This is a genomic window from Leclercia sp. Marseille-Q4284, assembly GCF_916618945.1.
In the GTDB taxonomy this organism is placed as follows: Bacteria; Pseudomonadota; Gammaproteobacteria; order Enterobacterales; family Enterobacteriaceae; genus Enterobacter; species Enterobacter tamurae.
This window is the reverse complement of the sequence record NZ_CAKAKG010000001.1, coordinates 177041-193814: the sequence shown is the minus strand read 5'-3', so window position 1 is coordinate 193814 and position 16774 is coordinate 177041. Positions and strand designations below refer to the sequence as shown.

Below are 16774 nucleotides of genomic sequence, written 5' to 3'. Positions count from 1 at the left end.
ATTAGAAGGAATATGCTACGCCGACACGGAGACGGGTCTGACGTTCATCAGTTGATTTCACGCCAACGTTACCCACTTCGCCATACGGGGACCAGTTTTTATCAATTTTATACGCCAGCTTGACGTTATATTCCTGGGAGTAATCTTTGTTGTTGTTACGAATATTGCCTTCGGAGCTTTTTGCATAAACGTAGTTCAGCTCGGTACGGAAATCGCCCATTACCCAACCCACCCACGCATCACCGCGGTTAACCTTATCATCTTCTCTGTCCGGGGTAGAAGGATAACGGGTGTACTCATAGCGGTAACGACCGGAAATATAGAAGCCATTGTCGAAGCTGTATTGCGCTTGCAGGAACGGCTTATAAATGGTGTTGCTTTCTTTACTTTCGACCGTAAAGCCTGGCGTCAGGGAGATATTATCGTTGGCTTTCCAGCGCCAGCTAATCTGGTCTTCGTGACCATTACCTACCATATCGGAAAACGGCTGGTCAGTTTTATCGCCGCCAGATTTCCATTTAGCTTCGACAGAAAAACCAAAGCCATTATCAAAACGGTGTGAAACTGCCACGCGGTCTGCGTTGGTACCAGTATCAATGTATTCGTGACGCAGATCGACAGTGACAGCCTGAGCTGCGAAAGAAGCGCCAATAAGTGAAGCAAGGACCAGAGATTTCTTAAACATGGAAAAACCCTCGTTTAAAATGATGTTTCGTTTTTATGGAATTGCATTTTATTTTTTTAAATACGTAATTTTAGTGATCATGATCGTAAATATTTGTTTCATTTTTTTTGGCAAAGCCAGCCGTGAGCAATATCAACAAAAGAGGGTTTTTAAAGGGAATTTAACGGATCGGGATCACACTAAATTGTTATTAGCACTTCAGGGAATGCGATGAATATTTCGAGGAAGTTTGAGAATGTACTTACAGGGGTAAAAATATGACGGAGCTCACAAACAAATAAGCCTCCGGGTGGGGAGGCTTATTCAGGTTGATATTTATCAAAGCGCGTTATCGTTCTATAGCTAACGCCACGCCCTGCCCGCCGCCAATGCACAGCGTGGCCAGCCCTTTGCGGGCATCGCGTTTCACCATCTCATGCACCAGCGAGACCAGAATACGGCACCCTGAGGCACCAATGGGGTGGCCCAGCGCAATCGCCCCACCGTTGACATTGACCCGGCGCTCATCCCACTCCAGCATTTTGCCCACCGACAGGGCCTGAGCGGCAAATGCCTCGTTGACTTCGATCAGATCGACATCCGCCAGCTGCCACCCTGCCCGCTCCAGACAGCGGCGCGTGGCATGCACCGGGGCGATCCCCATTAAAGCAGGATCCACGCCGACGCTGGCAAAGGCTTTGATGCGTGCCAGCACCGGTAGATTCAGCGCTTCGGCTTTGCTCTCGCTCATCATCATCACCGCGGCAGCGCCGTCGTTAATAGAGGAGGCATTCCCGGCGGTGACCGAACCGGTAATTTCAAAGGCAGGATTGAGTAACGCCAGCCCTTCGGCGCTGGCGTCGGTGCGCGGCTGTTCATCGGTATCTACCAGCAGAGGGTCACCGTTCTGCATCCGGGCGCTGACCGGGACAATCTCATCCCGGAAGCGGCCTGCGTCGATGGCGGCCCGGGCCTTGTGCTGCGAGCTAAGAGCGTAAGCGTCCTGACGTTCACGGGTGATACCATATTCCCGGGCCAGGTTTTCCGCCGTGACGCCCATATGGTAATCGTTGAAGGCATCCCACAGCCCGTCATGCACCAGGCTGTCGATAAGCTGGCTGTTGCCCAGTTGGGCCCCGGTGCGGCTGTCGGTCAGAACGTGCGGCGCGCGGCTCATGTTCTCCTGGCCGCCGGCGATCACCACGTCGGCTTCGCCGCACTGGATCGCCTGGGTCGCCAGGTGCAGCGCCTTGAGGCCGGAGCCACAGACGTCGTTGATGGTAATGGCCGAGACGGTATTGGGTAATCCCCCCTTCAGCGCGGCCTGGCGGGCGGGGTTTTGCCCGGCCCCAGCGGTCAGCACCTGGCCGAGGATCACCTCATCAACCTCGTGGGCCTCAATGCCACTGCGCTCCACCAGCGCGCGGACTACCACGCTGCCCAGATCTACCGCCGAGTGGCGTGAGAGCGCTCCCTGGAAACAGCCTATTGCTGTGCGCAACGCACCCACTATCACGACGTCTTTCATCTCAACCTCTGCGCAAAATGACACCGCTCATACTAGAGGATTGTTATCAACTAATGATGTAATTGTTTAAAAAAAGTGAGTTTTATCACAAAGGTCACGCACTTATTTTGAGTGTCCCGGTGAAAGCCTGCATGCATTCACATAACTTATAATTTTCACGGTAATTATTAGAGAACGAATTTGCATTATGACGCCGCGGCGATAAGTTAGGAGATGCAAACACGCGTTAACACTGGAGTAACAAATGTCCGACTGTATCATTCCAGAAATAAAAGAATCAGAAGAAGAAATCATCGCCATCCGTCGTCATTTACATGCCAATCCTGAATTAAGCCTCGAAGAGTTCAATACCAGCAATCTGGTGGCGCGCCAGCTGGAAGGCTGGGGCTATCAGGTGACGCGGGAGATCGGCAAAACCGGCGTGGTCGGCTCGCTCAGCAAGGGCCAGGGCAGCAAATCCATCGGCCTGCGCGCCGATATGGACGCCCTACCGATCTTCGAAGCCACCGATTTGCCCTGGGCCAGTACCGTGCCGGGCAAAATGCACGCCTGCGGTCACGACGGCCACACGGCGATTTTACTGGCCGCTGCGAAATATATTGCCTCTGACGCCTGCCAGTTTAACGGTACCGTGCACCTGATTTTCCAGCCTGCCGAAGAGGCGATTGGCGGCGCCGATCTCATGATCAAAGATGGGCTGTTTGACCGCTTCCCCTGCGACCGTATTTTTGCCCTGCACAATATGCCCTACCTGCCGACCGGCAAGTTTGGCTTCTATGAAGGCAACTTTATGGCCTCCGCCGATACCGTGAAAATCACCCTGCAAGGGTACGGCGGGCATGGCGCGCATCCGGAACGCACCGTGGATCCGATTGTGACCGGGGCTGCGCTGATCATGTCCCTGCAGAGTATCGTGGCGCGTAACGTGCCGCCGGGCGAAACCGCCGTGGTGACGGTCGGAACCTTCCAGGCGGGCATTGCCTCCAACGTGATCCCGGACAGTGCGGTGATGGAGCTGACGGTACGTTCGATGAAGCCGGAGATCCGCGAGTTGCTGATCCGCCGCATTCAGGAGCTTACCGACTTTACCGCCCGCAGCTACGGCGCCACCAGCGAAGTGGAGATCTATGACTCCTACCCGGTGCTGGTCAACGATGCGGAACAGACCGCCTTCGCCCGCCAGTTGGCCATCGAATTCTTTGGTGAAGATGCGGTACTCGACAGCGTCTCTCCCTCCAACGGCAGTGAAGATTTTGCCTTTATGCTCCAGCAACGTCCGGGCAGCTATTTCCTGCTCGGCAACGGCGAGAAAGGGGAAAAAGGCGGCTGCATGGTGCATAACCCCGGCTACGACTTCAATGACGAGATCATTACCACCGGGGCCTCCTTCTTTGCCCGTTTGGTTGAAAACTATTGCCGTTAAGACAGGGACAGATAATGAAAAAAATCCTTTTACCGCTGGTGGCCCTGCTGGCTGCCTCATCCGCGTTTGCCGGCGAGACCAAAGCGCTGCGTTTTGGCGTAGACCCGACCTTTGCCCCCTTCGAGTCAAAAAACCCACAGGGCGAGGTGGTCGGTTTTGATATCGATCTGGGCAATGCCATCTGTCAGCAGCTGCAGGCGAAATGCGTCTGGGTTGAAAGTAATTTCGACGGCATCATTCCATCCCTGAAGGCGCGTAAATTTGATGCCATCCTCTCCGGGATGTACATCACCGACAAACGTAAAGAGCAGATTGCCTTCAGCGACAAGATTTACAGCGGCCCGGCCTTCCTGGTGGCGCGTAAAAACAGCCTCGCCAGCAACAGCGTGGATCAGTTGAAGGGGAAAACCATCGGCGTTGAGCAGGGTTCCGCTCAGGAAACCTATGCCAATGAGCAGTGGCGCGGCAAGGGCGTTAACGTGGTGGCCTATCAGGGTGCCGACCAGGTGATACGCGACCTCGAGTCCGGGCGTATTGACGGCGCGGTGCTCTCCGGGGTGATGGCGGAGTACAGCTTCCTCAACAAGCCTCAGGGTAAAGAATTTGCCTTTGTCGGCGGCGCGCTGCAGGACGATGCCCTGTTTGGCGCCGGAGCGGCGATTGGACTGCGCAAAGAGGATGACCAGTTACGCCAGGAGCTGAACGGCGCCATCGCGGCGATCCTGGCCGACGGGACCTACAAAAAGCTCGCCTCTAAATACTTCAGCTTTGATATTTATACTGGTCAGTAACGGTATTCCGCCCTTCACTGGCTGAAGGGCGGCGATTTCCAGTACTGGGTTAAGGCGGGCGCGTTTCCATTTAACGGGTCCGATTCAGGAAACGGCAGCGCAACGATCCGCGCCAGTATTGCTGGCGTCGCTGCCTGCTTACAGAGATCGAACTCCATCCCCGGCGGATAAGCCCCCACCACCTGAAAATCGAGACTTGCCGATAAGCGGCAGTGCCCGGTTCCCGCAGGCAATAACAGGGCATCCCCTGCCTCTACCTCGATCTCCTCCCCGCCAGGACCGCCAATCATCAGGCGCGCCGCCCCCCGGGAAATGCCTAAGACCTCATGAGCAGTGGAGTGGTAATGGTGATAGTCGAAAATCCCATCGCGCCACTGGGGCGGCCAGCCGTTGTCGGCAAACCGTTGTTCAAACTGGCTGGCACGATCCCCATCCGTTATCACCCCTTTATAGATCAGCACCGGCAGATGGGGATTATTAGGCACCCAATCTTTAGATGAGAGCATCAGCACCCGAGGCGTAATGGTATTTTTAGCGTTCATGTCACTTCTCGCCGGTTAATTTACCCCATTAAGTGTAGTCCTTTTAGATTTCGGCACCGATCAGGTGAATGTCGTATTCATCACACCGGATCTGCCTGGTGCTGTAGCCAGTGCCGCAGCCAGTTTCCCGCTGTCCCCGGCGGGGAGCGTTTATTCCACACCAGATCGATCGCCACCGAGCGCGGCCACCCCGGGACGTTGATCTGCACCAGGGCATTCGCAGGGGCAAACTCCGCCACCAGCGCACAGGGCAGCGCGCACCAGCCGAAGCCCTGCACCGCCATGCTGAGCAGCATCAGGTAGTTAGGCGCCGACCACACCGGCCCCTGCGCCAGCACCGGCTCACGTTCCAGATAGGTGTTCAGGCGCAGCTCCCGCCAGCCGTGCAGTTCATCAGCCTCGGTGCGATTTTGCGCCGCGAGGGGATGGCTGGCAGAGGTATAGATCGCCATGTGGGTCTGCATCGGCAGGCGGACGGCGGCAATGTCGGTGGGATAACTCTCCCGCGCCCCGGTAAGGCCGATGTGCGCTCGCCCTTTTTGCAGCAGGTCGATGACATCCTCTTCTTCACCAATCAGGCATTCGAATTCGGTATGGGGAAAACGCTCGTCAAAGCGAAACAGCATCTCCTCCAGCACGTCCGGGTGCAGGGTGTCCGAAAGCACAAAGGTCAGCCGCGCTTCGGTCTCTTCGCTCAGGGAGACCGCCAGTTCGTCGAGCCGTGCGCTGGCGGCGAGGATCGACTGAACGTAGCCCAGCACCTGTTTGCCCTGAGCGGTGAGCACCGGCTGACGGGCGCTGCGATCGAACAGCGCAAAACCGAGGTCATCTTCCAGATGAGCGATGGCGGTGCTGATGGTGGACTGGCTTTTACGCAGACGGCGGGCGGCGGCAGAGAACGAGCCGGTGGCGACCGTCTCGACAAACGCCGTTAAGGCTTCGGGGGAGTAGCGCATGATGTATCTACTTTATCGATGGAATCTAACTTTTATATATCAGTTTTAACGATAAAAATAGCGGCCTGACTCTGCCCATCCTGGCAGGTTAATGAGGTATCAGGTTATGCAGCACAACGATATTCAACGCCGAAAACTGCCGGAACGTATCTTCCACGCCGTCTTATTTGAAGGGATTGCCACGGCGATCCTTGCCCCGACCACCGCCTGGCTGATGCAGCGCCCGGTGCTGGAGATGGGCGGATTGACCATTCTCCTCGCCACCACGGCGATGATCTGGAACATCATCTATAACGCCGGGTTCGACAGACTCTGGCCGCGGCATATTGTCACCCGCACCGCTAAAGTCCGCGCCCTGCACGCTCTCGGCTTTGAAGTCGGGTTTATTTTTATCGGCGTCGGCATTGTGTCGCTGGTGCTGGGCGTGAGCCTGTTGCAGGCGTTCACCTTAGAGATTGGCTTCTTTATTTTCTTCCTGCCGTACACCATGCTTTATAACTGGGCGTACGACACCCTGCGCGATCGCGTCATGAAGCGACGCCAGCAGCGACAGGCCGCCACCTCTTAATCCCTCTGGCCGGAAATGCTTTCCGGCCCGCTTCTCATAGCGCCAACTGCGACCCCAACTGATGATTATGGTAAAATAGTCTCCTTTTTGTTGGTTTTATAGTTGATACGTTTCTCACATGTCGAAAATCTGGTCTAAAGAAGAGACCCTCTGGAGCTTTGCCCTGTACGGCACTGCCGTGGGCGCAGGAACCTTGTTTCTGCCCATCCAGCTGGGATCTGCGGGCGCTGTCGTCCTGTTTATCACCGCCCTCGTGGCGTATCCATTCACCTACTGGCCCCACAAAGCGTTATGCCAGTTCATCCTCTCTGCAAAAACAAAAGGTAGCGAAGGCATCACCGGCGCGGTAACGCACTACTACGGGAAAAAGATCGGCAATCTGATCACCACGCTCTACTTTGTCGCCTTTTTTGTGGTGGTGCAGATCTATGCCGTGGCGATCACCAACTCGCTGACCGAACAGCTGGCGAAGCATTTGACGGTGGACACCACGGTGCGGGTGCTGGTCAGCCTGGGAGTCGTGCTGGCGTTGAATCTGATCTTTCTGATGGGCCGTCACGCCACCATCCGGGTGATGGGATTTCTGGTCTTCCCGCTGATCGCCTACTTCCTGCTGGTGTCGCTGTATCTCACCCACAGCTGGCAGCCCTCGCTGCTCACCAGCCAGATGAGCGTGGATAAGCACACCCTGCACCAGGTGTGGATCTCCATTCCGGTAATGGTGTTCGCCTTCAGCCATACGCCGATTATTTCGACCTTTGCCGTCGATCGGCAGGAGAAATATGGCGATGCCGCGATGGGCAAATGCACCCGCATCATGAAGGTGGCGTACCTGATTATCTGCCTGAGCGTGCTGTTCTTTGTCTTCAGTTGCCTGCTGTCGATCCCACCGTCCTACATCGTCGCCGCTAAAGAGGAAGGGGTGACCATTCTCTCTGCGCTCTCGATGATGCCCTCCTCCCCTTCCTGGCTTGGGATCTCCGGGATTGTGGTGGCCATTATCGCGATGTCGAAGTCGTTTCTCGGCACCTATTTTGGCGTGATTGAGGGGGCCACAGAGATAGTGAAATCCGGGTTAAATCAGATTGGGGTGAAGAAAAGCCGGGCCTTTAATCGGGCCGTATCGGTGATGGGGGTCTCTCTGATCACCTTTGCGGTGTGCTGCATTAATCCTAACGCCATCTCAATGATCTATGCCATCAGCGGACCGCTTATTGCGATGATCCTGTTTATCATGCCAACCCTCTCGACCTTCCTGATCCCGGCCCTGAAGCCTTACCGCTCCGTTGGCAATGTGCTGACGCTGATTGTTGGGGTGTTATGCGTGTCGGTGATGTTTATTGCCTGATCAAAAGACAGCACGCTGGTTTGCGACAGCGTGCTGTTCAGCATCAGGCGCGGATATTGTCATACTCGCGGGTGTTATCAAATTCATGCTTGGCGAACGGGCACAGGGGGATGATTTTGCGGTTTTCTGCGCGCATCTTTTCCACTACCTTCGCCACCAGCTGTTTGCCCACGCCCTGTCCTTTCAGGCTGGGATCGACATCGGTATGCTCAATAATGCTGAGGTGTTCGCCAGTGGGAACAAAGACGATCTCCGCGACCTGGTTGCCTTCGGCATCATTGACATAAAACTTGTTATGGCCTTCCTGAATTTCCATGGTTTCTCGCTTATTTGTGGCGGTATTTAAGTGCGCCGCTTGGGCAGGTATCAATCACACGCACAACCGTATCGACATCCACTTCGTCAGGGATGATCCACGGCTTACGTTTCAGGTTGAAGAGTCTGGCGCTGCCACGCACGCAGTTTCCCGCATGCTGACAGATGCCGGTGTTGAAGTAGACATCAATTTTCTCACCGGTATAGGCCCGGTATCCCGCTTGCAGGAGATCGTTATCCATGACATTGCCTCTGTAATTATTATGTTTTCGGGAATAAGGAGTGTGCTGGTGTTGAGATCCAAAAGTTAACATTTATTTAATCCAGTTATCCACTCCCTTTGGTGCCCGACACCGCTTAATAACCACAGTCATACCAGGGCTTTTCATTTTTAATAACCGTAGCGTTTTAACAAAACCATTATCAATCTTAGAGTTAGTTAATGAAGGCGTATTCTTCATTACAAGTTTTCCCAAAAGAGTTATCATTACTCTATGTTTAAGAAATTTGAATATGGATTAAAATCAACATGATAATTAAACCCAAGATTCGTGGATTCATCTGCACAACGACACATCCGGTTGGTTGCCAGGTCAATGTAAACAATCAAATCGAGTACATCCGCAAAAACGGAAAGCTCACTGATGGCCCTGCGCGTGTGCTGGTGATCGGCGCGTCCACTGGTTATGGGCTTGCTTCCAGAATTTCTGCAGCATTTGGCGGCGGTGCTTCCACTATCGGTGTTTTCTTTGAAAAACCGGGAACGGATGCCAAGCCAGGCTCAGCGGGCTGGTATAATTCTGCGGCTTTTGATGAAGCAGCGAAACGTGAAGGTCTTTACTCGAAAAGCATCAACGGCGACGCGTTCTCCGATGAGTGCCGCGACGAAGTCATCAACCTGATCAAAGAAGATCTGGGTCAGATTGATTTAGTGGTTTATTCGCTGGCATCCCCGGTAAGAAAGATGCCAAAAACGGGCGAAATTGTTCGCTCTGTGCTGAAGCCAATCGGTGAGGTTTATACCTCTAAAGCCATTGATACCAACAAAGATCAGATCATTACCGCCAGCATTGAACCGGCAACCGAAGAAGAAGTGCGTAATACGGTTACCGTGATGGGTGGCGAAGACTGGGAACTGTGGATTGATGCGCTGAATAACGCAGGCGTGCTGGCTGATGGCGCGAAGACCGTTGCTTACTCCTATATCGGCACGGATTTGACCTGGCCTATTTACTGGCACGGTGCGCTCGGTAAGGCGAAGGAAGACCTGGATCGGGCGGCAAAAGCGTTACGCAGCAAGCTGGCTCCTCTCAACGGTTCTGCAAACGTCGCGGTGTTAAAATCCGTCGTCACGCAGGCGTCCTCCGCCATTCCTGTCATGCCGCTTTATATTTCCATCGTGTTCAAACTCATGAAAGACCGTGGAATTCATGAAGGTTGTATCGAGCAAATCAATCGTCTGATGACTACCAGCCTGTATGGCGGTAATGCCAAACTTGATGACGAGCAGCGAATTCGCATGGACGATCTGGAACTGCGTGAAGATGTTCAGCAAGCGTGCCGCGAAATCTGGCCGACGATTACCGATGAGAATCTGGAGCAGCTGACAGATTACATTGCTTATAAAGAAGAGTTCCTGAAGTTGTTTGGTTTCGGATTCGAAGAAGTTAACTACGAAGCCGATACCGAAACAAACATAGATTTTGATGTGAAAACATTAATCTAATAAAAGGGGGCGCAAGCCCCTTTTTTTAACGACGTGTCAGAGCCAACCTCACTCCCAATCCAATAAATGCCATCCCCACAATCCGATCCAGCATTTTCTGTAATCCCCGATTTTGTGAGACTGCACCCGCGGCGCTACCTGCAAGTATGGCGAAGGTTAAATCAGTCAAAAAAGCGATCAGCGCGTAAGTCATCCCCAGGATCAGAAAAGAGGCGGTGTGGTGCTCGCCCCCAGGTGAAACGAACTGAGGAAAGAAGGAGATAAAGAACAACAGAACCTTCGGATTGGTTAAGGTTGTAATGAAGCCTTTAGAAAGCAGATTCGTAAGAGTCGCTTTGGTCTTAACAGGTTCAGCTTCGCTGTGATTTGAGGTTTGTTTTGCGAAGGTTCCCAAAACCATCTTACTGCCGAGATACATAAGATAAGCCGCCCCGAGATACTTGATGATGGTGAACATCAGCGGAGAAGCGGTAATTAATGCAGTTAATCCCACTGCGCTTGCTACAGCATGAGTACAGCTACCTAAGGCGACACCAGCAGCAGAGATGATCCCCGATCTTCTTCCGTTAGCCACGCTTTGACCTATCACGTAGGCCATATCAGGCCCTGGTGTTACGGAAAGCAGGAAAACTGACAGGGCAAAAAGCCCAAAGTTTGTTATGTCCAGCATAGTCATCTCCAGAAATAGAAGAACAGACCTGTCATGCTAGCACTGAATGGTTATGCGTTAAATGAAGATTTCTATTCAACAAGAGTCGATAAGCGCTACTGCGTAGTATGCTGAAAGAAATGGGATTTCTGGAAAGGTGCTGGCTGGGGAGACTGGAGCGGGCGAAGGGAATCGAACCCTCGTATAGAGCTTGGGAAGCTCTCGTTCTACCATTGAACTACGCCCGCTTTGAGGTGCGTAAAGCATTATAGACCTTACGCCTCTCCTGACAAGACTCCCGTGCGCTAACCGGCGATTAAATAACCACTTAGCACTTCGGTTTGCCGCCCTGCGGCGGTAAATAGCGTTGCGGATCGATAGCGGTCGCCTTATAACGAATCTGGAAGTGCAGCTTAACCGAATCTGTGCCAGTGCTGCCCATAGTCGCAATCTTCTGACCGGCCTTCACATTCTGCCCGTTATTGACCTGCATTGTATCGTTATGGGCATAGGCCGTGATGTAATCTTCGCCATGTTTAATCATGATCAGGTTACCGTACCCACGCAGCTGATTACCGACGTAGACCACCTTCCCTGCTCCGGATGCATAGACCGGGGTGCCTCGCGCAGCTGCGATATCAATGCCTTTATTACCCCCTTCGGACAAGGAATAGGGCACGACGACTTTTCCGCTGGCAGGCCAGATCCAGCAGCGCTGCCCGACGGGCGGCCAGGAGGACTTAGGTACGGTGTAAGAAGGGGTAACCGCGGCGGTTTTCCCTTTGCTCTTTGAGGAGGATTTTTTCGCCGTGGCGCTGTTGCCGTTAGTTCTCAGCTTTTGCCCTACTTCAATGGTGTAAGGTGGCGAAATATTATTCAGGCGCGCCAGATCCTTCACGCTGGTGCCGGTCGCACGCGAGATGCGGTACAGCGTATCGCCGCGTTTAACGGTATACACAGGACCAGAGTCCGATGACTGGTCGCCCGCGCATCCCGCCAGCAACAGGGCCAGGATCAGGCAAAACAGAGCAGAAACGGGTTTTTTCGTCAGGCTTCCTGCAAACAAAACAGTTCCTCGGTCAACGTGAATGGCCGCGCTATGATAGCAGCCAGAACTGATATGGGTCAGCCCTTTTCCGCTCTGCGCGTCAAACCGTTCGTATAAGGATGCAGTATAATAGTGCTGCAGATGGTGCTGAGCCATCTGGCATGGCTGGTACTGGAGCATGAATGAGTATTCAAGAACACGTTATTTTAGTAAGTGACCAGGGAAAGGTGATGGGCACTCAGGAAAAATACGCCGCACACACCTCTCATACCCTACTGCACATGGCCTTCTCCTGCTGGCTCTTTAACGCCAACGGTGAATGCCTGATAACCCGACGCGCACTGAGCAAAAAAGCCTGGCCCGGCGTCTGGACAAACTCGGTCTGCGGCCATCCGCAGTCTGGCGAAGAGACAGACCAGGCGATTATCCGCCGCTGTCGCTTTGAGGTGGGTGCTGAAATTGCCAATATCACCCCCGTCGCGCCTGAGTTTCGCTATCGTAGTACCGATCCCTCCGGGATTGTTGAAAACGAAATTTGCCCGGTCTTTGCCGCTCGCATCACCAGTGAAATAATCATTAACGATGACGAAGTGATGGACTATCAGTGGGTGGAGCTGGAGACGCTATTCTGCGCGCTGGAGGCAACGCCCTGGGCCTTTAGCCCGTGGATGGTGATGGAAGCGAGTACGGCTCGCGAGGCACTCAGAGCCTTCGCGGCGCAATAAAAAAGCCCCTTTCGGGGCTTTTTTTACATCTTTACGGCTTACTTCACCGGACGCATCGCCGGGAAGAGGATCACGTCGCGGATGGTGTGGCTGTTGGTGAACAGCATCACCATACGGTCGATACCAATGCCCAGGCCTGCCGTTGGCGGCAGACCGTGCTCCAGCGCGGTCACGTAGTCTTCGTCGAAGAACATCGCTTCGTCGTCGCCTGCAGCTTTCGCATCAACCTGATCCTGGAAGCGCTGAGCCTGATCTTCTGCATCGTTCAGCTCGCTAAAGCCGTTGCCGATTTCGCGGCCACCGATGAAGAATTCAAAGCGGTCAGTGATCTCCGGGTTCTCGTCGTTACGACGCGCCAGCGGAGAAACTTCAGCCGGGTATTCGGTGATGAAGGTCGGCTGAATCAGGTGCGCTTCGGCCACTTCTTCGAAGATCTCGGTCACGATACGGCCCAGACCCCAGCTCTTCTCAACCTTGATACCGATGCTTTCAGCGATCGCTTTCGCAGAGTCGAAGTTATCCAGATCGGCCATCTCGGTTTCCGGACGGTATTTCTTGATCGCTTCGCGCATGGTCAGCTTAACGAACGGCTTACCGAAGTCGAAGACCTCTTCGCCGTAAGGCACTTCGGTGGTGCCCAGAATGTCCTGCGCCAGGGTACGGAACAGGGATTCGGTCAGCTCGATCAGATCTTTGTAATCCGCATACGCCATATAGAGTTCCATCATGGTGAACTCTGGGTTATGACGTACGGAGATGCCTTCGTTACGGAAGTTACGGTTGATCTCGAACACGCGATCGAAACCGCCTACCACCAGACGCTTCAGGTACAGTTCCGGCGCGATACGCAGGTACATGTCGAGGTCGAGGGCGTTGTGATGGGTGATGAATGGACGCGCAGACGCACCGCCCGGGATCACCTGCATCATTGGAGTTTCCACTTCCATAAAGTCGCGCTTAACCATGAACTGGCGGATACCGGCCATGATCTGGGAGCGAATTTTGAAGGTGTTGCGGGATTCATCGTTAGAGATGAGGTCCAGATAACGCTGACGGTAGCGCGCTTCCTGATCCTGCAGGCCGTGGAACTTGTCCGGCAGCGGGCGCAGGGCTTTAGTCAGCAGACGCAGCTCGGTGCAGTGAATGGACAGCTCGCCGGTCTTGGTTTTGAACAGCTTACCTTTGGCGCCGAGGATATCGCCCAGGTCCCATTTCTTGAACTGCTCGTTGTAGATGCCTTCCGGCAGATCGTCGCGGGAGACGTACAGCTGAATGCGGCCGCCAACGTCCTGCAGGGTGATAAAGGAGGCTTTACCCATGATACGACGGGTCATCATGCGGCCCGCAACGGCCACTTCGATGTTCAGCGCTTCCAGCTCTTCGTTCTCTTTAGCGTCGAAGTCAGCGTGCAGTTGGTCTGAGGTGCGATCGCGACGGAAATCGTTCGGGAACGGCACGCCCTGCTCGCGCAGTGCAGCCAGCTTCTCGCGGCGGGTTTTCAGTTCATTGTTAAGATCGACGACCGCGTCAGCGCCCTGTGCTTGTTGTTCAGACATGTTGGTTCCTCATAACCCTGCTTTCAGACTTGCTTCGATAAATTGGTCCAGGCTGCCGTCCAGCACCGCCTGCGTGTTACGGGTTTCAACACCGGTACGCAGGTCTTTGATGCGGGAGTCATCAAGGACGTAAGAACGGATCTGGCTGCCCCAGCCGATGTCGGACTTGTTGTCTTCCATCGCCTGCTTCTCAGCATTTTTCTTTTGCATCTCCAGTTCATAAAGCTTCGCTTTCATCTGCTTCATGGCCTGGTCTTTGTTTTTATGCTGGGAACGGTCGTTCTGGCACTGTGTTACCAGCCCGGTCGGCAGGTGGGTAATACGCACCGCGGATTCCGTACGGTTTACGTGCTGACCACCCGCACCGGAGGCGCGGTAAACGTCGATACGCAGATCGGCCGGGTTGATTTCGATATCGATATCGTCCTTCACTTCCGGATAGACAAACGCGGAACTGAAAGAGGTATGACGACGGCCGCCGGAGTCGAACGGGCTCTTACGCACCAGGCGGTGAACGCCGGTTTCAGTACGCAGCCAGCCGTAAGCGTAATCGCCAATGATTTTAACGGTGACAGATTTCAGGCCAGCCACTTCGCCTTCAGACTCTTCGATGATCTCGGTCTTGAAGCCGCGGGCTTCAGCCCAACGCAGGTACATACGGGTCAGCATGCTGGCCCAGTCCTGTGCTTCTGTGCCGCCGGAACCGGCCTGGATATCCAGGTAGCAGTCGGCGCTGTCGTATTCACCGGAGAACATGCGACGGAATTCCAGCTGCGCCAGCTTCTCTTCCAGCACGTCGAGTTCTGCCACGGCTTCGTTAAAGGTATCTTCGTCGTCGGCCTCAACGGCCAGCTCCAGCAGCCCGGAAACATCCTCCAGACCCTGCGCCATCTGATCCAGCGTATCGACGATAGCTTCCAGAGAGGAACGCTCTTTACCCAGCGCCTGTGCGCGATTAGGTTCGTTCCAGACGTCCGGCTGTTCCAGCTCGGCGTTTACTTCTTCGAGACGCTCTTTCTTGGCATCGTAGTCAAAGATACCCCCTAAGAACGTCGGAGCGCTCCGTGAGGTCCTGAATGCGGTTTTTTACCGGATTAATTTCAAACATGGTCTGTTTTCTTTTATGGACTAGTCAAAATGCGGAGATAAGGGCGGAATTGTACCGGATTCACGCCCTGTTTTATAGCGGAATAGTGATGCTAAAGTGGCCAGATATGGTCGATGATGATTTGTAGCGTACGGTTGCCGCGAAACTCGTTGATATCCAGTTTGTAGGCCAGTTCGACTTCGCGCACGCCGTTGTCCGGCCAGATAGATGTATCGACGTTAAAGGCGATACCGTCGAGCAGCGGACCGCCGCCGACCGGTTCCACCATCACTTTCAGATGGCGTTCCCCCACCAGCCGCTGTTGCAGCAGACGGAAACGGCCATCGAACAGCGGCTCCGGGAACATCTGTCCCCACGGACCGGCATCACGCAGCATCTGCGCCACTTCCATGGTCATTTCAGCGGGGGTTAACGGACCGTCGGAGACCACTTCGCCCTGCAGCAGAGCCGGATCCAGCCAGTCGGTGACCAGCTCGCTGAACAGGCGCTGGAACCGATCGAACTTCGCCTCTTCCAGCGACAAGCCTGCCGCCATCGCGTGGCCGCCAAATTTGATCATCAGATCGGGATGTAAAGTATGCAGACGCTCCAGCGCATCGCGCATATGCAGCCCCTGAATAGATCGGCCCGATCCTTTCAGCGTGCCGTCTCCGGCTGGCGCAAAGGCGATCACCGGACGGTGGAAACGCTCTTTGATGCGCGAGGCCAGGATCCCAACCACGCCCTGGTGCCACTCGGGGTGATACATCGCCAGCCCGCCGGGCAGCGTTTCGCCGCTGCGCTCCAGCTTCTCGCACAGGATCAGGGCTTCAGCCTGCATCCCCTGCTCAATCTCTTTCCGGGTCTGGTTCAGGGCATCAAGCTCGTTGGCCAGCACGCGCGCTTCGCCGATGTTGTCGCACAGCAGCAGCGCTACGCCCACCGACATGTCATCCAGTCGCCCGGCGGCGTTGAGACGCGGACCGAGAGCAAAGCCCAGATCGCTGGCCGCCAGCCGCTGCTGATCGCGGTTGGAGATCTCCAGCAGCGCCTTAATGCCCGGACGGCATTTGCCCGCCCGAATGCGGTTTAAGCCCTGCCAGGTGAGAATACGGTTATTGGCATCCAGCGGCACCACGTCCGCCACGGTGCCCAGCGCCACCAGATCGAGGAATTCCGCCAGATTCGGCGCCGCGATACCCTGCGACTCAAACCAGCCGTTATCCCGCAGCCGCGTACGCAGCGCCAGCATCAGGTAAAACGCGACCCCAACCCCCGCCAGGGATTTTGACGGGAAGTCGCAGTCGCGCAGGTTGGGGTTGATGATCGCTTCCGCTGCCGGCAGCGTATCGCCAGGCAGGTGGTGATCGGTGACCAGCACCGGGATCCCCAGCTCGTGCGCACGATCGACACCGGCATGGGAGGAGATCCCATTGTCGACGGTGAGGATCATTTGCGCGCCGCGGGCGTGGGCCTGATCGACCACTTCCGGGCTCAGGCCGTAGCCATCCTCGAAGCGGTTCGGCACCAGGTAGGAGACTTTATCGCATCCCATCGCCCGCAGGCTGAGCACGCTCAGCGCGGTACTGGTGGCGCCATCGGCATCGAAATCCCCCACCACGATGATGCGCGTCCCTTCCCGAAAGGCGTTGTACAGCAGCTCCGTGGCCTTCTCGACGCCACTCAGCTGCTGCCAGGGCAACATGCCTTTTACGCTTCGTTCAAGGTCGTCTGCGGTTTGCACGCCACGGCTGGCATACAGTCGACGCAACAGAGGCGACAGATCCGCGGGTAACGCGGCGCTGTCGTTCACTTCACGACGACGGAGTTGTATCGAAGATTTCACGC

The 16774-nt window shown here is 54.9% G+C and carries 17 protein-coding genes and 1 tRNA gene; 6 read left to right on the top strand and 12 right to left on the bottom strand.

Annotated elements, in window-relative coordinates; genetic code table 11:
- Window position 1: 1 nt before the first annotated feature.
- On the bottom strand, window positions 2-685 hold the full coding sequence (locus LG383_RS00960) for an oligogalacturonate-specific porin KdgM family protein (RefSeq protein ID WP_106994400.1): 684 nt from the start codon (window positions 683-685) through the stop codon (window positions 2-4).
- Between the two features lie 328 nt (window positions 686-1013).
- The gene (locus tag LG383_RS00955; protein WP_106994399.1) at window positions 1014-2192 is read right to left on the bottom strand and encodes an acetyl-CoA C-acetyltransferase; all 1179 of its coding nucleotides are present in this window, start codon (window positions 2190-2192) and stop codon (window positions 1014-1016) included.
- 244 nt (window positions 2193-2436) lie between these two features.
- Between LG383_RS00955 and LG383_RS00950 the strand changes: the two genes are divergently transcribed.
- Entirely contained in the window at window positions 2437-3615 is a 1179-nt protein-coding gene (locus tag LG383_RS00950; protein ID WP_106994398.1) for a M20 aminoacylase family protein, read from the top strand.
- A gap of 14 nt (window positions 3616-3629) precedes the next feature.
- Window positions 3630-4406 carry an ABC transporter substrate-binding protein gene (locus LG383_RS00945; RefSeq protein ID WP_225758123.1) on the top strand — a complete coding sequence of 259 codons (777 nt, stop codon included), beginning with the start codon at window positions 3630-3632 and terminating at the stop codon, window positions 4404-4406.
- A 14-nt stretch (window positions 4407-4420) separates the two neighbouring features.
- On the opposite strand, the gene LG383_RS00940 is transcribed toward LG383_RS00945, so the two are convergent.
- Together LG383_RS00940 and LG383_RS00935 are read right to left on the bottom strand one after the other, a co-directional pair.
- A complete protein-coding gene (locus tag LG383_RS00940) occupies window positions 4421-4948 on the bottom strand; it encodes a cupin (protein WP_106994396.1) in 528 nt (175 codons plus the stop codon).
- Window positions 4949-5028: 80 nt separating this feature from the next.
- Window positions 5029-5904, bottom strand: a complete 876-nt coding sequence (locus LG383_RS00935; protein ID WP_225758122.1) for a LysR family transcriptional regulator — start codon at window positions 5902-5904, stop codon at window positions 5029-5031.
- Between the two features lie 106 nt (window positions 5905-6010).
- Between LG383_RS00935 and LG383_RS00930 the strand changes: the two genes are divergently transcribed.
- Both LG383_RS00930 and LG383_RS00925 read left to right on the top strand, forming a co-directional pair.
- Window positions 6011-6472 carry a multidrug/biocide efflux PACE transporter gene (locus LG383_RS00930; protein WP_106994394.1) on the top strand — a complete coding sequence of 154 codons (462 nt, stop codon included), beginning with the start codon at window positions 6011-6013 and terminating at the stop codon, window positions 6470-6472.
- A 118-nt stretch (window positions 6473-6590) separates the two neighbouring features.
- Entirely contained in the window at window positions 6591-7820 is a 1230-nt protein-coding gene (locus tag LG383_RS00925; RefSeq protein ID WP_166183866.1) for an amino acid permease, read from the top strand.
- A gap of 43 nt (window positions 7821-7863) precedes the next feature.
- On the opposite strand, the gene LG383_RS00920 is transcribed toward LG383_RS00925, so the two are convergent.
- Together LG383_RS00920 and yjdI are read right to left on the bottom strand one after the other, a co-directional pair.
- Entirely contained in the window at window positions 7864-8136 is a 273-nt protein-coding gene (locus tag LG383_RS00920) for a GNAT family N-acetyltransferase (protein WP_166183868.1), read from the bottom strand.
- Window positions 8137-8146: 10 nt separating this feature from the next.
- Window positions 8147-8377: a 4Fe-4S mono-cluster protein YjdI gene (yjdI, locus tag LG383_RS00915; protein ID WP_103792598.1), complete on the bottom strand. Its 231-nt coding sequence runs from the start codon at window positions 8375-8377 to the stop codon at window positions 8147-8149.
- 287 nt (window positions 8378-8664) lie between these two features.
- Between yjdI and fabV the strand changes: the two genes are divergently transcribed.
- Complete coding sequence (gene fabV / locus LG383_RS00910; protein ID WP_225758121.1) at window positions 8665-9861, top strand: enoyl-ACP reductase FabV; 1197 nt, start codon at window positions 8665-8667, stop codon at window positions 9859-9861.
- Window positions 9862-9886: 25 nt separating this feature from the next.
- Here the strand turns inward: fabV and LG383_RS00905 are convergent, their stop codons facing one another.
- The 3 genes from LG383_RS00905 to actS form a co-directional block, all read right to left on the bottom strand.
- Window positions 9887-10531 (bottom strand): LysE family translocator, encoded by a 645-nt coding sequence (locus tag LG383_RS00905; RefSeq protein ID WP_225758120.1) that lies wholly within the window; start codon window positions 10529-10531, stop codon window positions 9887-9889.
- 153 nt (window positions 10532-10684) lie between these two features.
- Window positions 10685-10758: transfer RNA gene (locus LG383_RS00900), tRNA-Gly, on the bottom strand.
- An 80-nt stretch (window positions 10759-10838) separates the two neighbouring features.
- The gene (gene actS, locus LG383_RS00895) at window positions 10839-11576 is read right to left on the bottom strand and encodes an amidase activator ActS (RefSeq protein WP_106994543.1); all 738 of its coding nucleotides are present in this window, start codon (window positions 11574-11576) and stop codon (window positions 10839-10841) included.
- Window positions 11577-11740: 164 nt separating this feature from the next.
- Between actS and idi the strand changes: the two genes are divergently transcribed.
- Window positions 11741-12283, top strand: a complete 543-nt coding sequence (gene idi / locus LG383_RS00890) for an isopentenyl-diphosphate Delta-isomerase (RefSeq protein ID WP_225758119.1) — start codon at window positions 11741-11743, stop codon at window positions 12281-12283.
- A gap of 38 nt (window positions 12284-12321) precedes the next feature.
- Here idi and lysS read toward each other — a convergent pair whose 3' ends face one another.
- The 3 genes from lysS to recJ all read right to left on the bottom strand — a co-directional run bounded on the left by lysS (window position 12322) and on the right by recJ (window position 16772).
- Window positions 12322-13839 (bottom strand): lysine--tRNA ligase, encoded by a 1518-nt coding sequence (gene lysS, locus LG383_RS00885; RefSeq protein ID WP_106994388.1) that lies wholly within the window; start codon window positions 13837-13839, stop codon window positions 12322-12324.
- Between the two features lie 9 nt (window positions 13840-13848).
- Window positions 13849-14947 (bottom strand): peptide chain release factor 2 gene (gene prfB / locus LG383_RS00880; protein ID WP_225758118.1). Its coding sequence is split into 2 segments (ribosomal slippage): window positions 13849-14871 and window positions 14873-14947, totalling 1098 coding nucleotides; the frame shifts between segments, so codons are not numbered across the junction.
- A gap of 91 nt (window positions 14948-15038) precedes the next feature.
- Window positions 15039-16772, bottom strand: coding sequence for a single-stranded-DNA-specific exonuclease RecJ (gene recJ, locus LG383_RS00875; protein WP_225758117.1), 1734 nt, complete (start codon window positions 16770-16772; stop codon window positions 15039-15041).
- Window positions 16773-16774: the final 2 nt, after the last annotated feature.